Raw genomic sequence first — 19,196 nt, 5'->3', positions numbered from 1 at the left:
GTTTCTGTTTCCACTGCCCTTGGTTGATATCTGATCGTTTTAAAGCTTGGCCGTAATCTCTTGCCGTGCAAACAAACGACCCTGCACATAATCCACACCAAAACGTTTCGCCCATTCAAACTCTTCGCAGCTATCAATGCCGCTCATGATGACATGCACCCCTATGCGCCGGGCCGCGCTCACCATCCAATCCACCATAGCCTGGGCCGCATTTTCATTCATGCTGCGCAGTTGCTGACCATTAAACTTGATCACCGTGGCATCCATGAAGGCACTCAGTGAAAACATTCCCCATCGCACGCCTACATCCTCCAGTGCAACCGACGTGCCGCTCTGCTGCAACAGCTCGATCATGCGTTGCGAACGCTGGGCATCCGCCAGATTATGATTTTCGACAATATTGACCAATAGCTCGCGTTCCGTCCATGCATGGGGCTTGAATAGCTGCAAAAACGGATTGTCGAGATGATCACCGCCTTCAAAAAAGCTGTCGATATCCAGATCCAGCATCAGCCAACCCTGGCCTGGGGCCTGTGCTATCTGCAGGCGCTTCATCTCCAACTCGGTATAAAACAGCAACAACGGATTGCGATGCAGACTGGCGAACATGCGTCCGGCATCCAGCACTTGCTGCTCGGCATTCCAGAATCTGGCAGAGGCTTGATAGCCCATCACCTCACAAGCCTGCACGTCGACAATCGGTTGATACTCCACCCCAAAGCGCCGGGACATCACGACATCCAGCATTTCGTGAGCTGGCAATTCATGGGGATCCAACGCCTGGCTGGCAAACAACGCCTTTAGCTCGAGTCGATTAATCGCATTCATTTATTTCACCTCAATCAGAATGGCATACAACCCAATTCTATTTGAGAATGATTATTATTTAAAGATAAAATTTGTAAAAGATACTCTTCTTATTTCTCGTCACTGAATCAATCCACTCCTAACGATCGCTATGTCCAAGGGATCGCTCTGGATCAATGCGATCCCGGATCAGCTGCTTTAATTCTTTGGATTCAGGAAAGCGCTCAGCCTGTTTTCGTGAAAAAATGGTTTCGCCATTCAAGCGCACCTCAAAAATGCCACCCGTACCCGGAACCAGCGACACACGTCCGATGTCCGATTCGAAGGTCATCAACAACTCCTGTGCCATCCAGGCCGCTCTTAGTAGCCAGCGGCATTGGGTACAGTACTCAAGTTCAATATGATGTGATTTCATGACCGCCTCAAAGTTAGCAAGATGTTAGGTATGCAAGATTTTGACAAATAGCGTAAAAAACCGCTCAAAAGGACTCAGCAGCTTTGCAAGCTCCCATTAAATAGCGGAAAATATGCGAGCTTTGCGTTAAGCTCAATTTTAATCTGATTAACCATTAAGTACTTCCTATTACTTTTCCCATGAAGGAATCGTGTCACATGCGCGCAAAATTCGAAAAATTCGGCCTCATCACTGCGGGTGCTGTTCTGGGCATCATGCTCAGCCTCAACTACTCCGCCGTCGCCGATAAGGAAACCAAACCACAACTGCCTATCGACGATTTGCGCACCTTCGCCGAGATTTTCGGCAAGATCAAAAGTGACTACGTAGAGCCGGTGGAAGACAAAAAGCTTCTCACCGAAGCCATCAATGGCATGCTGTCGGGGCTGGATCCTCACTCGGCCTATCTTGATGCCGATGGCTTCAAGGACCTGCAAGCGGGCACGCAAGGCGAGTTCGGCGGCCTGGGGATTGAAGTTGGCATGGAAGATGGTTTCGTCAAGGTGGTTTCCCCAATTGAAGACACGCCCGCCTACAAGGCTGGCCTCAAGAGCGGCGACCTGATCGTGAAGCTGGATGAAACCCCCGTAAAAGGCATGACGCTGAATGACGCCGTCAAGCGCATGCGCGGCAAGCCAGACACCCCCATCACGCTGACCATTCTGCGCAAGGGCGAAGCCAAACCCATCATCGTGACCCTGAACCGGGCCGTGATCAAAACGCAAAGCGTGAAATTCAAGCTGACCGAACCTGGTTATGCTTATGTGCGCATTACCCAGTTCCAGGAGCATACGGGGGAAGACTTGGCCAAGGCGCTCAAGACCATGCGCGATGAAAACAAGGAACCGTTCAAGGGCCTGATTCTGGACTTGCGCAATAACCCAGGCGGCTTGCTGAACGCTGCCGTTGGTGTATCGGCTGCATTCCTGCCCAAGGGTGACCTCGTGGTATACACCGAAGGCCGTACGGAAGATGCCAAGATGCGCCTGACGGCACAACCTGAAAACTACGTGCGCGGCGGTGGTGATTACCTGCGTAACCTGCCAGCGGACATCAAGACCGTCCCCATGGCAGTGTTGGTGAATGGCGGCTCCGCTTCAGCCTCTGAAATTGTGTCCGGCGCTCTGCAAGATCACAAGCGCGCCGTCATCATGGGCACCCAGAGCTTTGGCAAAGGCTCCGTTCAAACCATTCTGCCCATGAATAACGGCACCGCCATCAAGCTGACGACTGCGCGCTACTTTACGCCTAACGGTCGCTCCATCCAGGCCAAGGGCATCGTGCCTGACATTACGGTGGAAGAAGGTACGATCAACACCGTCGAGCAAGGCATGAATCTGCGCGAGGCTGACCTGTCGCATCACCTTTCCAATCCGAAAGATGGCGATACCCCGGTGACGATTGAAACACCAAAAACACCAGCCAACAGCCAGGATGATGCCAAGCCAGCCGACAAGGATGGCAAGGACAAGGCCAGTGACAAGGCTCCCATGGAGCCAGGCTCCAAGAACGACTACCAGTTCACTCAGGCACTGAACCTGCTCAAGGGCCTGCAGATTCTGCAACGCAAGTAAGACCGAACCCGCCGCCATGCAATATGGCGGCGGTTTTCATTGGAAAGTCATCATGCTGGACAAACTGATCATCGAGTTAGACAAAGGCTTGCGCACGGTATTTGCCGAAGCGCACAGCCAACGCCCATATCCCGATCAAACCATTCCGGAATCTCCGCTGAGTGCGACTGAAAAGCGTCATGCGGCATCCCTGATGCGCATCAACCACGTGGGCGAAGTCTGCGCACAGGCGCTGTATAACGGCCAGGCTCTGACAGCGCGCAATCCGCAAACCGTGGCGGCCTTGCAGGAAGCCTCGCGGGAAGAGACCGAGCATTTGGCATGGTGCGAAAAGCGCATCCGAGAACTGGGTGGCCGCAAAAGCCTGCTCAACCCACTCTGGTACGGTGGCTCGTTTGCACTTGGTGCATTGGCTGGCGCCTTAGGCGACAAATGGAATCTGGGCTTTCTGGCGGAAACCGAACGTCAGGTAGGTAGGCATTTGCAATCCCATCTGCAAACGCTGCCTGAGCAGGATGCCAAAAGCCGCGCAGTTGTTACCCAGATGCAGGAAGACGAAGCCAAGCACGCCGAAACTGCCGTGGCACAGGGCGGAGCTGAGCTTCCACCTCCGATCAAGTCCGCCATGCAAGCCGCATCTAAAGTCATGACCACCACCACCTATTATCTTTAAGCGCATTTTCAAAACAACATGAAACCTTTTAGCGAAATTCTGAGTACCCTTGCCAGTGCAGATCATATTCAATCCATCGCCCTTTTCACTCCTGACCAGCAACCCGCAGGCTTGATTGAAAACAAACCAGGCAGCCAAGGCTCGCTCAAGGTATACCAGCATCTGCTGAAAAAACATGGCGCCATCACCCCCGCCGCGGCTCAAGAGGGCCTGGAGCTATATGCCGAGCATACCCAGGATGCGCAGGCCAACCCCGGCAAGCATCCCAATATTGATCGTTTGCTAGATGTGATTTCTCGCCAACAAACCTTGAGCGCGACCATCACCGAGTAGTTTCCTGCCTGATGTTGCAGATCCGCAACATCAGGCATTCTGTATTAGCGGATTCACCCCCATCAGCCCTTAAAGTTCCCTTACAGATGTAAAAATCCAACACTTTTACATTTACACCATTCCAAATTCAGATGAAAACAATTATCATTTGATAAATTAACCACCTGCACCAGCCAGCCAAATCTAGCCCGCCCGTGCCTCACAACAAGCCTCATGAGGACACCCATGCAACAAAAAGCTCTTGCGCTGGCGCTCTCCGCCATCTGGGCAGCCAACAGTTTCGCTGCTGACCAAACTGCTGAAAACACAAGCACCCTTCCGGAAGTGAAAGTAAGCGCCCAAGCCGAAGACTCGGCCCCACAGGCTTCTGAAAAAACAAAATCCTATACGGTGAAATCCACAGAAACTGCGACCCGTTTGAATACGAGTTTGCGGGAAACACCGCAGTCGATTTCTGTCGTCACACGCGAGTTAATGGATGACTTCAAGCTCACATCCATTAATGATGTGCTGGACATGACCACCGGCATTAAGGTTGAACGGGCCGAAACCGATCGTACATATTACACAGCCAGAGGCTCAGACATTACCAACTTCCAGATAGATGGACTTGGTGTGCCGTTCCCGGACGGGCTATTAATTGGTGATATAGATACTGCAGTCTATGATCGAATTGAGGTCTTACGGGGTGCGACAGGCTTATTATCCGGCACAGGAAACCCATCAGCCACCATCAACTTTATCCGCAAACGCCCGACACAAGAATTTCAGGCCAAGATTGATCTGACCGTCGGATCCTGGGACAAGCGCCGGGTAGATATGGATGTCTCTGGCCCATTGAATGAGGCCGGAAATGTGCGCGGCCGCCTGGTTCTTTCCAACCAGGATCGTAACTCATACCTGGACCGCTACAGTCAGGAGCGGAATGTCGCTTATGGCGTAATTGAAGCAGACATTACCGATAACACGACGGTGACATTTGGTCACACCTATCAACAGAATAATACCAACAGCCCGATGTGGGGCAGCCTGCCACTGCTTTACTCGGATGGCTCAACCCGCCATTACAGCAGATCAGCATCTACATCTGCAGACTGGAGCTACTGGGATACAACCAACAATATTACCTTCGCTGAGCTGACCCACCTGTTCAATAACGGCTGGAAACTGCGCACCCAGCTAACCCGCAAAGAAATGACTGGAAATGCCAAACTTCTTTATGTTTTTGGCAATGAAGACCGCAGCACAGGAACTGGCTTGACCGGCTGGCCAGGTGCATATCGCGACTCCTACAAAGAATTGATTGCGGATGCCTATGTATCTGGCCCATTTCAATTAGCGGGTCGTGAACATGAGTTGGTAATTGGCAGTAACTGGTCGCGCTCCACTTATGATGAGCACGAGAAATCAGCTTCCTACACAACGATCGGTCTCAGCAGTTTCGATAATGCGGGCGACCTGCCAGAGCCTACCTGGGTGACAGGCAGCTCGGCTTCCTTTGACGTCAAACGCCTTAACACCTATGCCGCAGCCAAATTCAATGTCACTGACAAACTGAAAATCACCACTGGCGGAAACATGTTGAGCTATGAGCTGACCGGAGTAAGTTATGGCGTCAGCAGAGAATCGGAAGCCAATAATAAAATCACTCCGTATGCCGGAGCAGTCTATAACCTGACAAATGAACACTCTCTCTATGCCAGCTATACCGGCATCTACAATCCAGAAACCAAACTGGACAGGAACCTCCAGCCACTGGCGCCAATGAAAGGCAAAAACTATGAAGCCGGCATCAAAAGTCAGCTGTTCAATAACCTGAACACATCTTTTGCAGTATTTAAAACTGAACAAGAAAATCTGGCTCAGTCCACTGGCACAGTGATAGGCAACACCACCATTTATGAAGGTATCAACGCCACCACCAAGGGGTATGAATTTGATATGTCAGGTGAGGTAACCCCAAGACTGAAGATCACCGGCGGGTACACCCGGTTGGCCAGTGTAAAAGGTGACAATGATGAGAACGTCAAGCCTTACACCCCAAGGCAGCTGCTAAGACTAACCACTGTCTACCAAGTGCCTTTTATCGAAAAACTGAAAGTCGGCGCGAGCGTTAATTGGCAAAGCGAAACGCATGTAGATATAGGCACTACACGATATAAGCAGGATAGCTATGCACTCTTGAACCTGATGGCCAATTATGAAATCGATAAACACTGGAGCGCGGCGTTAAACATTTATAACCTTACCGACGAAAAATACCTCACCAGTCTGATGTGGGCCAATGGTGGTCAGAGCTATTACGGAGCTCCCATGAACGCTAGCGCCACCCTCACCTGGAAATATTAAACAAGTTAATAAATCACCCACACAAAAAAGGCCTCGCATTTGCGGGGCCTTTTTGATTCCTAACCGCAGGTTGCACTCTACAGTTTGTTCGCAATCGGTGGATGATAAATAAACTGCACCAGATTGCCGCAAGGGTCAAAGCAGTAAAGACTGCGCGCGCCATCACGATGCGTTTTCGGCGCCTGCGCGATGCGTACGGCATTGGCAGTCAGGTGTGCATGCCAGGCATCCACATCCTCTGGGGTCCGCAAGATAAATCCCAGATGATCCAGCCGCTGCGGGCCATCCAGCGTTTTCTCTGCCGCCAGCCGGTGCAGGGCGACATTGTCATTGCCGGAGGTCAGGTAGATATTGTCCGGATCGGGCTGCCACTCTTCGGCCATGCCGACCACATCGCGGTAAAAATGCAGGCAAGCCTCAAGATCATGCACAAACAATGCAACATGATGCATGCCCAGCATACCGCCTGGGCGTGTACTCACAGCGCGGCCTCCACCACTTCAAAGTCGTGGGTGATCTCTGCCGCCTTGCCGAGCATGATGGATGCCGAGCAGTATTTTTCGGCAGACAGTTTCACCGCACGCTCAACCTGCGCTGGATTCAGGCCTTTGCCTGTCACCACAAAATGCACATGAATTTTGGTAAAGACTTTGGGCACCTCGTCGGCACGTTCGGCGCTAATGTCAGCGACGCAATCCGTCACCGGTTGCCGGGCTTTTTTGAGGATGGTGACCACGTCAAACGACGTGCAGGCGCCCATGCCGATCAGCAGCATTTCCATCGGCCGCATGCCCAGGTTACGGCCGCCAGCATCCGGTGCGCCATCCAGAATCACGGCATGTCCGGTCTCGGACTCGCCCATGAAGCAGACATTTTCCACCCACTTGATTCTTGCTTTCATACTTGCTCCTACCCGCTTACGGGCTTGTGTTGAACCGGCCAACCCATGGCCGGTTCAGACAGATTACTTGACGTTCAGCAGTTCCACATCGAATACCAGCGTGGCATACGGAGGAATCACACCGCCCGCACCGCGCTCGCCGTAGGCCATGTGCGATGGAATGATCAGGGTACGCTTGCCGCCCACCTTCATGCCGACCACGCCCTCATCCCAACCACGGATCACTTGCGCGCCGCCGAGGTAGAAAATGAAAGGATCGCGACGATCCACCGAGCTATCAAACTTAGCGCCATGGCCTTCTGGCTTGCTGGGGTCATACAGCCAGCCGGTGTAATGCACGGTGACGTTGAGGCCGGGTTCGGCTTCACGGCCGGTGCCGACTACCTGGTCGATCTTGACCAGTTCGGTAATGGTTTTGCTCATGGCGGGTTTTTCCTGTGTTGAAGATGTTCCGTTATTGTCAGCACTGCATCCGCTGGTCGCAAACATCGCCAGCAACAATGCGCTGGCAAAAAGACTTACATGTTTCATTGCGTACTCCAAAATTTAGAGGCTAATGTTACAAAACCCGGTGATAGGCGAGTTTCTGGCTGAAGTGCTGCAGAAGCAGGCGACATTGCGGCTGCATACACGCCTGTTTCCGAGGGGATTATGATACCCGAATTCAGCATCGGTTCCGTAGCCGGGCGCCCGCTAGCGGCAAAGGTAACGTAAAGCAGGGTAAAACAGCCTTACTCGTCATGCCGATATATCCAGCCTATCAAGGCATCCTGCGCCGCCCGGCTGGCGGCCGCTCGCGGATGGTTAACCATGAACACCATCAGCCAGCGCTGACCGTGCTGGTCGAGCACATACCCGGCCACCGAGCTAACTCCATTCAACGACCCGGTTTTAAGATGTGCCCGCCCCTGCACTGGCTGGCCCTGCATGCGCTTGAGCAGGGTACCATCCACACCCAGCACCGGTAGCGATGACATCAGTTCCGGCATCCATGGCCCGGCATAAGCATCCGCCAGAACCATCCCCAGGTGGCGTGGACTGATGCGCTCTACCCGCGACAGCCCAGCGCCGTTTTCTATCATCAGTTCGGGAAAGCGGTAGCCTTTTTTAGCCAGCCATTGCCGCACGGCATTCGCTCCAGCCTCTTCCGTGGCTGGCAGCGAGCCCTGTTGGGCGGCAACGGTCAGCAGCAATTGGCGCGCCATCAGGTTGTTGCTGTATTTGTTCAGGCGCCGCAGTACATCCGCCAGTGGCAGCGGGGATAACTGTTCCGTGATCTTGACCGCTTGTGGTGGCAGTGCCTGCAAACGCACCTCGCCATGCAAAGATCCGCCCAGCGATTGCCACAGGCTCTGGAACAGCTGATAGGTATATTGCGGGCCATCCAGCACGCTGAGCTCAAGATACTTTTCACCGCAGTCTGCCGAAAACGTCCCGCTCAATGTGATGCTTACACCACGCACCGGAGCATTTGCCGCCTGCGGCTCAACTTTGGGTTGCACCTTGTATTGCAGGCGGCTGCGCCAGTCGCCACAACTATCGCGCGTGACCTGCAAACGGTTTTGCACCACCACCCCAGGCAATGCCGGCTCGGCGCTCACCTCCACCCTGGCCGGGCTATCGGCGGATACCGCCAGCCGCAGGCTGCTGGCTTGCAGATTGATGACCAGCGCCGAGGCGGTCACGTTGTAAGCGCGGTAGCCATCGCCATCAAACGCCGCAGCATCCTGCGCCTGCGGGGCGAAATAGCTGTTATCGATGATCAGGTCACCCGTAATCTCACGCACGCCCAGCTGTCGCAACCGGCTCAGCAAGCGCCAGAAATCTTCCGCCATCAGCGCAGGATCGCCCTCGCCACGCAGAATCAGATTGCCCTGCAGCACGCCATCCACCAACGGACCATCCCGATAAATCTCGGTACGCCAGCGGTAGGCCGGGCCCAGCATATCGAGCGCGGCATAAGTCGTGAGCAGTTTCATGGTGGATGCCGGGTTAAGGGCGGCATCGGCACGATGCGCAATCACTGGCAGGGGAAGGTCCAGCCGCTGGGCATAGACCGCCACATCATCATCTGCCAGACCAGCCTGCTGCAGGGCCTGGCTCACGGGCAAGGGCAATACGGCGTGCGCAGGCACAGCCAGGCCCAGCACGCAGCAAAACAGCAGGCGGCGCAACACGGCTAACCCAGCTTGCGCAGAATCTGCGCGGTATGGTCGAGCAAGGTGGACATCTCCTCCGGCGCAATGCAATACGGCGGCATGAAATACACGGTATTGCCTATCGGCCGCAGGATAAGCCCATGCTGCAAGGCCTCAAGGTAAAACTGGCGGGAGAAATCGGGATGGGTCGACGCAACATCAAACGCCCAGATCATGCCGCGTTGCCGGAGGTGATGGATGGACAGATCCTGCAAGGCCTGCAATTGCACATTCATCGCCGCCGCTTTGTCGCGGTTGCGCGCAATGACGTCTTCCTCAGCAAAAATATCCAGGGTGGCCAGGGCCGCACTGCAGGCCAGCGCATTGCCGGTATAACTGTGCGAATGCAAAAACCCGCGCGCAGTGCTGTCATCGTAAAACGCCTGGTATATGGCATCCGTCGTCAGGCATACCGACAAAGGCAGATAGCCACCGGTGATGCCCTTGGAAAGACACAGGAAGTCGGGCCGAATGCCGGCCTGCTCGCAGGCAAACAGCGTACCGGTGCGGCCAAAGCCCACGGCAATTTCATCGGCGATCAGATGCACATCGTACTGATCACACAAGGCGCGCAAGCGTTGCAGGTAAGCCTCGTGATACATGCCCATGCCGGCAGCGCATTGCACCAGCGGCTCCACGATCACGGCAGCGGTAGTGGCATGGTGCTGTTGCAGATGGGTTTCCAGCGCATGGGCACAACGCAGGGCATAGGCTTCCGCGCTCTCGCCTGCTTCTGCCAGCCGCCAGTCCGGGCTGGGAATCTGGATGCTCTGCCGCAGGAGGGGCGCGTAGGTATCCTTGAAAATAGCCACATCGGTCACGGAGAGCGCACCCAGGGTTTCGCCGTGATAGCTGTTTTGCAGGCTGATAAAGCCGGTTTTAGCACTGGCCTTGCCTTGGGCAAGGCCAAGGTTGCGCCAGTAATGAAAGCTCATCTTGAGCGCGATTTCGGTCGCCGAAGCGCCATCCGAGGCATAGAAACAATGCCCCAGCCCGGTGAGTGCTGCCAGCCGCTCGGACAACTGCACCACGGGTTCGTGGGTAAAGCCCGCCAGTATCACATGCTCCAGCTGATCCATTTGCTGGCTGATGGCCGCCTTGATGCGGGGATGATTATGGCCGAACAGATTGACCCACCACGAACTGACGGCATCGAGATAAGCTTTGCCATCCATGTCATACAGCCACACCCCTTCCCCGCGCTGTATGGGCACCAGCGGCAGGTGTTCGTGATGTTTCATCTGGGTGCAGGGATGCCACACCGCATGCAGGCTACGCGCCAGCAGCTGTTGATTACGGCTCGCTTCAGTCATTGAAAATGCAGGTGGCTTTCATTAATGCAGAACAGCGGGCACCACATGCTGATCGATCAGCAGCGGGCCATCGGCAAAGCCCAGATCCCATTGTGCTTCGCGGGTGGCGAGTTGCAGCATGCTGCCCAATGCCATGCCAAGTTCAGGGCTCAGGGAAAAATGCAAGGTCTGACCATCGGCGGCCGCCAGCTCCAGTGTCGGTTTATCCGCTTGCTCGGTAATCATGCGGCATACGCTAATCAGCAAGGGCTCATCGCCCAGCTGCTGGCTGCGTTCTTCATAGGCGCCGGTCATGTCCAGGCTTTCGCTGACTTGCTGTGCCAGCGTCAGCTCGCGCATTTCTTCGGCAAAGGCCTGCATGACCTGCGCCGCAGCGGTAGGGTAAATCGGGGCGGGGGCGATATCAGAGACAGCCGCCGCTGGCGCTGCATCGCGATGCAGCAGTTTCCACAAGGAGCGCACGATGCGGCGGGTCAGCCATACTGGCACTTCCACATCGTCCGCCAAACCTATCTTCAGCAGCAGTCGGTCTTCCTCGGCGTTGTAGCCCAGATTGAGCTGCTGGATCGCCGCATCCGTCAATGCGTCCACCATCATCATCTCCATCATCTGCCTGAGAGGCAGGGTAATTGTTTCAGATGGAATTGTGACACAGGCGGCCCGTCATCCCAAGGCTTTGCGGTGAATACCCCCCTTATTCAACGCCGGAATCACGAGGCGGATGGCGGCGCAAGTTGCCAGCCGCCGCCCAGAGCCTTGAACAAGGCCACGCGCCCTTGCAGGTTGGCCAGGGTAAGCTGCACGGCCTGATCCTGGGCGCTATACCAGGTGCGCTGTGCATCCAGCATCGTCAGCAGGGTATCGGCACCAGCCCGGTAGCGGGTTTCCGCCAGGCGAAACGCGCGTTCGGCCTGGGCCAGCTCTTCGCTTTGCCAGCGCCGCTGTTGCTCAATCGCCTGCACCGCATTGAGCGCGGTTTCCACATCGCCAAACGCCGCCACAATCGCCGCGCGGTAGTTTTGCAATAGCTCGGTACGCTGCGCCAGTGCCAGGTCGCGCCCAGCCGCCAGCCGCCCAGCGTTGAATACCGGCGCGGTCAGCGCAGCGGCCACGCTGTAGATCGGGTGCGCCAGCATGTCACTCCATTGCTCGCCGCCAACCCCCAGGCTACCGGTGAGTTGCACACGCGGCAACATGGCCGCGCGGGCAGCCAGGGCATTGGCATCGGCCGCCGCCAGTGCCGCTTCGGCGCGGGCAATATCCGGTCGCCGCACCAGCAACTGTGCAGGCAGTCCCGGCGTAATCTGCGGGGTTTGCACGCCCTGCAATCCCTGACCGATGATCACCAGCTCCGCCGGTGGCAGTCCGATCAGCACCGCCAGCGCAGTTTTTCCATCAGACAACTGCTGGCGCAGGGTTTCCAGCGTGCGCTGCTGACTGGCGAGCAAGCCGCGTTGCTGGGCGACCTCCAGCGCGGTTGCTGCCCCAGCGCGATAACGCGCTTCCACCACTTCCAGCACCCGGCTGGCATTCGCCACATTCAGTTCAGCAATCGACAGGCGCTCGGCCAGCCCCAAGACCTGCAGGTAAAGACGTGCCACGCCACTGGTCAATGTCAGTTGCACGGTGTCGAGATCATGGCGGCTGGATTGCAGCTGATAGCGCGCCCGGTCGCGCAGCGCACGGTTACGCCCCCAGAAATCCACCTCATAACTCGCGGCCAGCGCCACGGTGTGGCTGGAACCATCCGCCGTGCGATGGCTATCGAAATACTCCTCCCGACTGGCGTTAACGCCAAGGTTAAGCTCGGGCAACAAAGGCGCACCGGCAATCCGCGCCTGGGCGACTGCCTGCTCCACCCGTGCAGCAGCCGCTTGCACATCAAAGCTGTCGCGCTGGGCACGGGTCAGCAGCTGATTCAGCTCATCACTGCCAAAACCGCGCCACCACTGTTGCGAGACAGCATCGGCGGCCACGCTCGCTGTAGCATATTGCCAGCGATCGGGCACCGAAGTGGCTGGCAAGGGTTGCGGCAGTGTGCTTGAACATGCACTCAGGGTGGTCGCCGCAATCATCGTCATGCAGCCAAGCAACCGCCAGCTCTTCGTCATGGCGAGCAGGGCGGATGTGCCGCTCAGGCGTCGCACTACACCAACCGCATTCATAGGTATATCCAGATCAGAAAATTGCATCATTCGCTCGCCAATGCCACTACCGGGTCCAGCTGCGCCGCTTTTTTGGCAGGCGTGTAGCCAAAGATCAGGCCCGCCAGCATGGCAGAGCCAAAAGCCCCCAGAATGGCACTTATTGAAAATATGATAGGCACACCAGCCACCACCAGCACTGCACCAATCAATAGCCCCAGCACCACGCCCACCGCACCGCCCACCAGCGAGACCAGCATGGCCTCGGTGAGGAACTGCCGCATGATGTCGCGCTGACGGGCGCCTGTTGCCATGCGGATGCCGATTTCACGGGTGCGCTCACGCACCGTCATCAGCATGATGTTCATGATGCCAATGCCGCCCACCAGCAGCGAAACCACCGCAATCAGCCCCAGCAGCAGGGACATGGTGTCACTGGCTTTGGCCTGGCCCTTGATGAACGAAGCGGCATTGAACAGGCGGTAATCCTTGATATGGTGCCGCGCCAGCATGAGCTGATCCACCGCCTGCTCGGTTTCATGCATCAGCGCCGGATCATCCAGCGTAATGGCGACCCAGTTAGGGTAAGGACTGCCGAAAATCTGACTGCTGGCCGTGGAGTATGGAATCACCACGCGATTGTCTTCATCCTGCTGCCCGCGGCCCGCGCCCTTTTCTGTCAACAGGCCGATCACCTGAAACGGGATATTGTTCAGCAGCACATATTTGCCGAGCGGATCCACCTCATCCGGGAACAAGGCTTTTTTCACACTGGTGCCCAGCAGCACGACTTTTGCCATGCTGTTTTCATCGGTGATATTGAAAAAACTGCCACGCGCCACGTTCCAGTTGATGGTCAGTGGAAAATCCACGGTGACACCGCCAATTTCGGTCCTGAAGTCCCGGTTGTCATAGCGCGCGGTATAAAAACCTTCCAGATATGGCATGGCGGCCAGCACATTAGGAATCTCGCGCACCGCAGCCACATCATCCAGCGAAATGCGCCCGCCATTTTGCAACGCACTTTCGCCTTGCGGCTCCAGGTAAAGATTTTTGGAGCCGAACATGGAAATCTGCGACAGGATATTGCGCTTGGCGCCATTGCCCACCGCCAGCATGACGATCACCGCCGCCACACCAATCACAATGCCGAGCAAGGTCAGCGCCGTGCGAAAGCGGTTGATCGTCATCACGCGCCAGGCGGCGCGGCAGGCCTCGCGCAGATCACTCCAGAATACCGGACGTGCCGTGCTGCCCTGCTGCATGGCCGCGACCAGTTGCTGGGGGGAACCCAGCAATGAAGCCGCGGCGGGTGTGGTATTCGCAATCGAAGACGACACCGATGTCTCGTCGCTGGCAGAAGCTTGAGAATCCGCCACCACCTGCCCATCGCGCACTTCGATGATGCGCCTGGCCTGCGCGGCCACTTCACGATCATGGGTGATCAACAAAATGGTATGCCCGGCATCGGCCAGCGCATTGAGCAAGGCCATGACTTCCTCGCCACTACGGCTATCCAGCGCGCCGGTGGGCTCATCCGCCAGAATGATACGGCCGCCATTCATCAGCGCGCGCGCAATCGACACTCGCTGCTGCTGACCGCCGGAAAGCTGGCTGGGCCTGTGGTCAAGGCGGTCGCCCAGCCCCAGCCGCTGCAGCAGGCTGATGGCACGCGCCGCGCGCTCGGCATCGGGCAAGCCGGCATAAATGGCGGGCATTTCCACATTTTCGCGGGCGGATTCGGTGGGGATCAGGTGATAACCCTGGAACACAAAGCCAAAGGCTTCGCGGCGCAACCAGGCCAGAGCATCGGCTCCCAACCCGGCAACATCCAGCCCGGCGAACAGATACTCGCCGCTGGTCGGCCGGTCCAGACAGCCCAGCAGATTCATCAGGGTGGACTTACCGGAACCCGAGGCGCCGACGATGGCCACGAATTCGCCCGCATGAATGCTGAGCGAGATGCCGCGCAACACTTCCACCTCGGGCGCATCGCCGCCGCCATAGCACTTGCGGATGGCGCGCAGCTCGATCAGCGGAATGTCCTCACTCACCACTGAAACCTCTCGGCCCAGTGGCTGACATTGCGTTCACTTGTCACGACTTGATCGCCGGGCTGCAAGCCCTGCAAGACTTCGCCATGAATGCGGTCCTGCAAGCCAATGCGCACCTCGCGCACTTCAATCTTGCCCGCCTTGTTCAGCACGCGCGCTTCATAGACGCCGGGCGTCTTGATATGCAGGGCCTGCATGGGCGCCATCACCACATCCAGCGCCTGCGACACTACAAAAAATACCTGCGCCGTCATTTGCGGCATCAAGTCGCCATCGGCATTCGCCACATCAAACAGCACGGTGTAAGTCACCACCTTGCCCACGGATGAGGCGGCGGGTTTGGTTTCACTGCTCTGCCCCTGCCCGGCGGGCGTGGGTGGGGCGGGCAGCACTTGCCGCACTTTGCCCTGCCAGCGGCGCTGCTCGGTACCCAGGCGAGTGAAATACACCGGCATGCCGGGCTTGACGCGCGTCACATCGACTTCAGAAACTTCCGCCCACACCGTCATGCTGCTGAGATCGGCAATGCGCAGGATCATGGGGGTCTGGTACGTGGCATTCAGGGTTTGCCCTTCGCGCGCCTCCAGCGATACCACGGTACCGGCCATAGGCGCATAAATGCGGGTGTAGCCCAGTTGGGCCTCATGCCCCTTGAGCGTGGACTGGGCACCCTCAATCTGCGCACGCAGACTCTCTACACGGGCTTCGGCAGCGCGCGAGCTGGCAAGAGCGGTCTGCACGTCTTCTTCACGCGTGGCGTCGTCTTTTGCCAGTTGCTGCTGACGCCGGTGTTGCTGCCCGGCCAGTTCGCTTTGCGCCTGGCTTTCCATCAGCTGCGCCTTGAGAGCGGCCAGTGTGGCTCGATCGCTATCAACCACCGCCTGCTGAATGCTGGGGTCTATCTCGATCAGCAGCTCGCCTTTTTCCACATGGCTGCCGGGGGCCACGTGTATGCGGCGTATCTGCCCCGAGACCTGGGCGCCAACATCGACATAACTGCGCGGCTGCAAGGTACCCAGTGCGCTAACGTTGATCTCGATGTCACCCTTGCTCACGGCCTGCGTATCACGCTCCACCGTGTCGCGCATGGTCCAGACCAAGGCGCCGGTCAGTGCTATCCCCAAGACCAGCAGTCCCCATCCATATGTTTGCTTCTTCATGTCATCCACCTTTTCGCCGATTTTTTCGGCTCTTACTTTCTATGACGGATGAGCAAGCGAAATGGGTACTGCCTGCGCGGGTTTATTTGCCAACGACAAAACTCACGGTCGCCACATGGCGCACGTCATCGTATTTTTTACCCTCCAGTTCCACCGTGCCATTGACCTTGGCCGTCACTTCCAGCACATAGCGGCCGGGGAAAGGCGTAGTGATGGTCACGCTGCCATCAGCGGCCGCCTTGAAGCTGCGCGTCCAGCCTTCGGAGGTGTAGACGTTGATCTGATCAGCAGGCACCTGCTTGCTTTTCCAATACAGGCGGAAGGTATTGCCGCCCGCCTGATCCGGCACCAGTTCCAGGTCATTCACTGGCTTGGTGTCCTCACGCCCGGCCTTGGCCTGGTAAAACAGCAGACCGCCGTTGGATGACTGGCGCTTGGCTGTAAAGCGCAGATCGCCGCCTTCGCGCAGGTTGGCAATGGTGTAATGGCGGTCGCTCATGGTGGTCGCAAGCGATTTGTTATCCGCCATAAAAGCACGGGCATCGCCCAGCAATTCGGCACTGGCAGCCGGGCGATCCGGCTGCAGCTCCCCCAGATAGGCATGAGCCGTGGCACCATCCCGCTCCAGCCAGACATAATCGGCATGGGCCGACAGGCTGAACAGCAAGGCCGACAACAACAAAGCGCCGGTACGGACAACAGCAAAACGCGAGAAAATAGAGTGCATCAAGATGGATTACCTTCCGTGTGAAACGTCAAAAACAAACCTGCCAGGCAAAAGGCAACGCCCGGCAAGGCGAACATGAAGGGCGAGCATGCCTTAAACCCAATACGCCCCCAACATGCCGATGAGTATCAGCGACAGGCTCAACATGGCCAACCCGCGCGCCAAGGCTGGTGCATAGGTCAGCAGCAAGGCCAGCAACATGGCCGCTGCCGTGAGGTTACCCAGCCACAGCACACTTCCCGGCCCAGCCCCTTCCAGACGGATCGCCAGATACAAGGCAGCAAACAGCCATGCCCATGCCGCCACAGGGATAGCGCGCTTTAGCGCCGCCAGCACGGAAGAGGCGTGTCCGCGGGCAAGCTGCTTGTGATGACGCTCCATGCCATAAGCCAGGCTGGCCAGCCCCAGATACGCCAGGACAAATGTCACCAGGTAAAGCCAAGTGCTTTTCATCATGCCACCTCCGTTTCAGCCAGTTCAGGCGGTGCAGAGCGCTGAGGGTTGCGTACCTGGCTGCGCACCTTGCCCGTACGCCACGCCGCAAAACAGATGGCCGCGCCCAGCAGCATGGCGGTGATATCAAACCCGGCGACGGCAACCGGCCCATGCTGCAAGGTCGTCAACAAGGCAGATTGTGGCGTCAGCATGGCATTCAGCACGGGCAGCGCCAGCCACATCAAGCCGCCCAGCCAGAGCATCAGCTGCCACATATGCCGGCCCGGCCGCCACTGCGCCAGCAGCAGCACGGCGGCCCAGGCGATAAACACACAGTGAATCTCCCACTCCTCGCGGGCCGCCAGCCCCATCGGCAGCATGCGGTTCGCCCAGAAAAACGTGGCAAAGGCGATGGGCAGACCTGCAATCGCGCCCAGATTCAGTCCCTCGACCAGCCGCAATCCCCATGTTGGTGGCAGGCCGCTTGCCAAGCGCTTGGCCTGCGCCTGACGCTTTTTCACAGTCCACAGCACCGCCCCGCTGGCTATCATCAGGCACCCCCCCAGGCCACTGATAAAAAACAGGGCACGCAGCAAGGGCTGGGCAAAATTCGCCTCGTGCAGGCTGCGCATGGCGGTGGCGGTCTGTACCACCGCGCGTTGTTCCGCATCCACCTCATGCAGCAGCTTGCCGCTGACGCCATCAAAGGTGAGCGACATGCCGCTCTCAATCAGGCCGGCATTCCCGGCTTTATCGAGGCTGACACTGGCGGCGGCATCGTTGGGATTGTTGATATGCATATGGTCAACATTCGCTCCGCCCTCAGCCCCCTGCCAGATGCGTTGCGCCTCGGTCACCAGACCAGCGATGGAGGTCAGCGTTGCCGGACGGCCGCTGGGCTCAGGCGCTGGCTCCTCGCGGAACAGCTCGCCGAAAAATGCCTGGTTGTTGCCTTGGTAGGCGACGACAATCGGCGTAGGCATGTAGAGATACATCAGCAGCATGAGCCCCGTGTAGGTAATCATCAGGTGATAGGGCAAGGCCAGCACACCGGTGATGTTATGGGCATCCAGCCACGAGCGCTGCCCCTTGCCGGGCCTGAAGGTAAAAAAATCCTTGAAAATGCGGCGATGGATGATCACGCCCGTGATCAGCGCCACCAGCATGAACATGGCGCAAAAACCGACGATCCAGCGCGCCAGCGTGACTGGCAGGTAATGCAGATCAAAATGCAGCCGGTAGAAGAAATCGCCGCCCTTGGTTTCCCGCACCTCCAGCGGCAGGCCAGTATCAGGATTCAGCATCTCATCGTGAAAGCGTTCACGCGTGGGCTCTACTCCCGGCGGCAGCTTGTCTTCCCAGAAAATCTGCAGGCCCTGGCTGCGCTCATTGGGAAAGCCGATAAACCATTGCTTGGCATCGGGCGAGCGCTGTTGCAGGGCGATCACCGCACGTTCGGCCATATGGGCCTGGCTATCCTGACTGGGGGCAATAGCATGCAGTTCGGGCTGCATCCACAAGGTAATCTCGTTGCGATAATAGCTGGCCGTGCCTGCCGCAAAGATCAGCAGCAACACCCAGCACACCAGCAAGCCCGCCCAGGTGTGCACCCACGCCATGGAGGCTCTAAATGCATCTTTCATTTCACACTCCACCACAAACCCAGCCCGGCTGCCATCAGCAGCGAAGGCAGCAACATGCCACCCCATGCCCGCCAGGCACTGCGCGTGGCAAACACCCAAAGGACGGCACAGGCATAGATCAAAAAGGACAATAGCATGGACAGCAACACCGACTCCGCGCGCGACATCGGCAATACCAGTGCCAGCACGGCGATACTCAGCAGCGTCAGCACATAGGCGCCGATAATCGCCGCCATCACACGAGAGAACACCGCCCAGCGCATGCCGGTTGCGGATGTGCCCGAGGTTGATTTACGCGCAGCGAGGTCAGATTTACGCTGCGCCTGCCCGGACTTGCGTGGCACCAGCCCGGTGTCACTCACCTCATTGCCTTCGTCATACACCTGCATCCATGCATCCTTTACAAAAAAACAGGCCGGCACCTGAAAACA

19 protein-coding genes are annotated in these 19,196 nt (G+C 57.3%); 4 read left to right on the top strand and 15 right to left on the bottom strand.

Features of this window, described 5'->3' with window-relative positions; all coding sequences use genetic code 11:
• Positions 1 to 39: 39 nt before the first annotated feature.
• A complete protein-coding gene (locus LG203_RS01240) occupies positions 40 to 828 on the bottom strand; it encodes an EAL domain-containing protein (RefSeq protein WP_230344135.1) in 789 nt (262 codons plus the stop codon).
• 118 nt (positions 829 to 946) lie between these two features.
• Positions 947 to 1,222, bottom strand: coding sequence for a SelT/SelW/SelH family protein (locus LG203_RS01235; protein ID WP_230344134.1), 276 nt, complete (start codon positions 1,220 to 1,222; stop codon positions 947 to 949).
• A 197-nt stretch (positions 1,223 to 1,419) separates the two neighbouring features.
• Between LG203_RS01235 and LG203_RS01230 the strand changes: the two genes are divergently transcribed.
• The 4 genes from LG203_RS01230 to LG203_RS01215 all read left to right on the top strand — a co-directional run bounded on the left by LG203_RS01230 (position 1,420) and on the right by LG203_RS01215 (position 6,190).
• Positions 1,420 to 2,835: a S41 family peptidase gene (locus LG203_RS01230; RefSeq protein ID WP_230344133.1), complete on the top strand. Its 1,416-nt coding sequence runs from the start codon at positions 1,420 to 1,422 to the stop codon at positions 2,833 to 2,835.
• 16 nt (positions 2,836 to 2,851) lie between these two features.
• Positions 2,852 to 3,508 (top strand): 2-polyprenyl-3-methyl-6-methoxy-1,4-benzoquinone monooxygenase, encoded by a 657-nt coding sequence (gene coq7 / locus LG203_RS01225; protein ID WP_230344132.1) that lies wholly within the window; start codon positions 2,852 to 2,854, stop codon positions 3,506 to 3,508.
• Between the two features lie 18 nt (positions 3,509 to 3,526).
• On the top strand, positions 3,527 to 3,841 hold the full coding sequence (locus tag LG203_RS01220; protein ID WP_230344131.1) for a DUF2322 family protein: 315 nt from the start codon (positions 3,527 to 3,529) through the stop codon (positions 3,839 to 3,841).
• A gap of 225 nt (positions 3,842 to 4,066) precedes the next feature.
• Complete coding sequence (locus LG203_RS01215) at positions 4,067 to 6,190, top strand: TonB-dependent siderophore receptor (protein ID WP_230344130.1); 2,124 nt, start codon at positions 4,067 to 4,069, stop codon at positions 6,188 to 6,190.
• Between the two features lie 77 nt (positions 6,191 to 6,267).
• Here LG203_RS01215 and LG203_RS01210 read toward each other — a convergent pair whose 3' ends face one another.
• From LG203_RS01210 to LG203_RS01150, 13 genes are all read right to left on the bottom strand, one after another.
• Positions 6,268 to 6,651: a VOC family protein gene (locus LG203_RS01210; RefSeq protein WP_230344302.1), complete on the bottom strand. Its 384-nt coding sequence runs from the start codon at positions 6,649 to 6,651 to the stop codon at positions 6,268 to 6,270.
• Positions 6,652 to 6,668: 17 nt separating this feature from the next.
• Positions 6,669 to 7,091, bottom strand: a complete 423-nt coding sequence (locus LG203_RS01205; RefSeq protein ID WP_230344129.1) for an OsmC family protein — start codon at positions 7,089 to 7,091, stop codon at positions 6,669 to 6,671.
• 63 nt (positions 7,092 to 7,154) lie between these two features.
• Positions 7,155 to 7,622, bottom strand: coding sequence for an FKBP-type peptidyl-prolyl cis-trans isomerase (locus tag LG203_RS01200; protein ID WP_015829351.1), 468 nt, complete (start codon positions 7,620 to 7,622; stop codon positions 7,155 to 7,157).
• A 200-nt stretch (positions 7,623 to 7,822) separates the two neighbouring features.
• Positions 7,823 to 9,268: a D-alanyl-D-alanine carboxypeptidase/D-alanyl-D-alanine endopeptidase gene (dacB, locus tag LG203_RS01195; RefSeq protein ID WP_230344128.1), complete on the bottom strand. Its 1,446-nt coding sequence runs from the start codon at positions 9,266 to 9,268 to the stop codon at positions 7,823 to 7,825.
• 2 nt (positions 9,269 to 9,270) lie between these two features.
• Entirely contained in the window at positions 9,271 to 10,602 is a 1,332-nt protein-coding gene (locus tag LG203_RS01190; protein WP_230344127.1) for an adenosylmethionine--8-amino-7-oxononanoate transaminase, read from the bottom strand.
• A gap of 21 nt (positions 10,603 to 10,623) precedes the next feature.
• A complete protein-coding gene (locus tag LG203_RS01185; protein WP_230344126.1) occupies positions 10,624 to 11,196 on the bottom strand; it encodes a hypothetical protein in 573 nt (190 codons plus the stop codon).
• Positions 11,197 to 11,312: 116 nt separating this feature from the next.
• A complete protein-coding gene (locus LG203_RS01180; RefSeq protein WP_230344125.1) occupies positions 11,313 to 12,797 on the bottom strand; it encodes an efflux transporter outer membrane subunit in 1,485 nt (494 codons plus the stop codon).
• Positions 12,794 to 14,800 carry a MacB family efflux pump subunit gene (locus LG203_RS01175; RefSeq protein WP_230344124.1) on the bottom strand — a complete coding sequence of 669 codons (2,007 nt, stop codon included), beginning with the start codon at positions 14,798 to 14,800 and terminating at the stop codon, positions 12,794 to 12,796. Before LG203_RS01175 ends, LG203_RS01180 begins: the two co-directional genes overlap by 4 nt.
• Positions 14,797 to 15,960: an efflux RND transporter periplasmic adaptor subunit gene (locus tag LG203_RS01170; RefSeq protein ID WP_230344123.1), complete on the bottom strand. Its 1,164-nt coding sequence runs from the start codon at positions 15,958 to 15,960 to the stop codon at positions 14,797 to 14,799. Before LG203_RS01170 ends, LG203_RS01175 begins: the two co-directional genes overlap by 4 nt.
• An 82-nt stretch (positions 15,961 to 16,042) precedes the next feature.
• A complete protein-coding gene (locus tag LG203_RS01165; protein ID WP_230344301.1) occupies positions 16,043 to 16,687 on the bottom strand; it encodes a hypothetical protein in 645 nt (214 codons plus the stop codon).
• A 93-nt stretch (positions 16,688 to 16,780) separates the two neighbouring features.
• The gene (locus LG203_RS01160; protein WP_230344122.1) at positions 16,781 to 17,143 is read right to left on the bottom strand and encodes a DUF3325 family protein; all 363 of its coding nucleotides are present in this window, start codon (positions 17,141 to 17,143) and stop codon (positions 16,781 to 16,783) included.
• Positions 17,140 to 18,765: a PepSY-associated TM helix domain-containing protein gene (locus LG203_RS01155; protein WP_230344121.1), complete on the bottom strand. Its 1,626-nt coding sequence runs from the start codon at positions 18,763 to 18,765 to the stop codon at positions 17,140 to 17,142. The genes LG203_RS01160 and LG203_RS01155 overlap by 4 nt, the downstream gene beginning before the upstream one ends.
• A complete protein-coding gene (locus tag LG203_RS01150; RefSeq protein ID WP_230344120.1) occupies positions 18,762 to 19,154 on the bottom strand; it encodes a DUF3649 domain-containing protein in 393 nt (130 codons plus the stop codon). The genes LG203_RS01155 and LG203_RS01150 overlap by 4 nt, the downstream gene beginning before the upstream one ends.
• Positions 19,155 to 19,196: the final 42 nt, after the last annotated feature.

The organism is Methylovorus mays (genome assembly GCF_020531915.1).
GTDB lineage: Bacteria > Pseudomonadota > Gammaproteobacteria > Burkholderiales > Methylophilaceae > Methylovorus > Methylovorus mays.
The sequence above is the reverse complement of the archived record's forward strand: the minus strand, read 5'-3'. Positions and strand labels throughout refer to the sequence as shown.